Annotated in this window: 1 pseudogene; it reads right to left on the bottom strand. The window is 37.0% G+C overall.

Annotated elements, in window-relative coordinates:
• Positions 1 to 847 (bottom strand): annotated as a pseudogene (locus tag ACFIKJ_RS09485) (hypothetical protein); the annotation flags it as partial.
• Positions 848 to 876: the final 29 nt, after the last annotated feature.

Raw genomic sequence — 876 nt, 5'->3', positions numbered from 1 at the left:
GCTCTTGTGTTAGTCTTTCAACTTCCTCGTCGCGTGATTGAACATCTGCTTTTAGTGCCTGTATCTTTTCACTTTTCCGTTTAAAGTCTTCTCGGTACGCATCTATCTTTTGCTTCAATTCTTTAATTTCCGCATCACATGATTGAACATGTACTGTTAGTAGCTCTATCGTTTCACTGTTCCGTTTAAACTCTTCTCGGTACGCATCTATCTTTTGTTTAAGTTTTTCAATTTCCTCGTCACGTTCTTCAATCTCTTGCTTCAGTTCTTCCATTTCCTCCTCGTCACATTCTTCCATCTTTTGCTTCAGTTCATCAATTTCCTCGTCGCGTTCTTCAATCTCTTGCTTCAATTCTTTAATTTCCTCGTCGCGTAATTGAACATCTGCTTCGAGTTCTTTAATTTCCTCCTCACGTTCTTTAATCTCTTGCTTCAGTTCTTCCATTTCCTCGTCGTCATGTTCTTCTATCTTTTGTTTCAATTCTTCAATTTTCTCGTCGCGTTCTTTAATCTCTTGCTTCAATTCTTTAATTTCCGTATCACGTGATTGAACATCTGCTTTTAGTGTCATTACAACTTCACTTACATTTCTGAACGCCTTTTCATGCTCTTCAGTCTGTTGCTTAAATTTTTTTATTAGCTTGTCACGTTCTTTAATCTCTGCTTCATACTTTCGTATATCCTCATTACGCTCACCAATGATCTTCATAGCTCCGTTGCATTCTTCTTTTAAAACCCTAATTTCGAATTTTAGATTTTCAATAAGCTCTTTAAGTGCTTTAACTTGGTCGCGATAATACAATGCAATACGAAACATCACTCCGCTTAAGAGCAAAACTGAAACCACTGCTATCCATAAAATCTCATTCGAACTCA

This window comes from Bartonella sp. PS7NMGDW, from assembly GCF_042193585.1.
Lineage (GTDB): Bacteria > Pseudomonadota > Alphaproteobacteria > Rhizobiales > Rhizobiaceae > Bartonella > Bartonella grahamii.
Note: the sequence above shows the minus strand (reverse complement) of the source record. Positions and strands in the feature narration are given on the sequence as shown.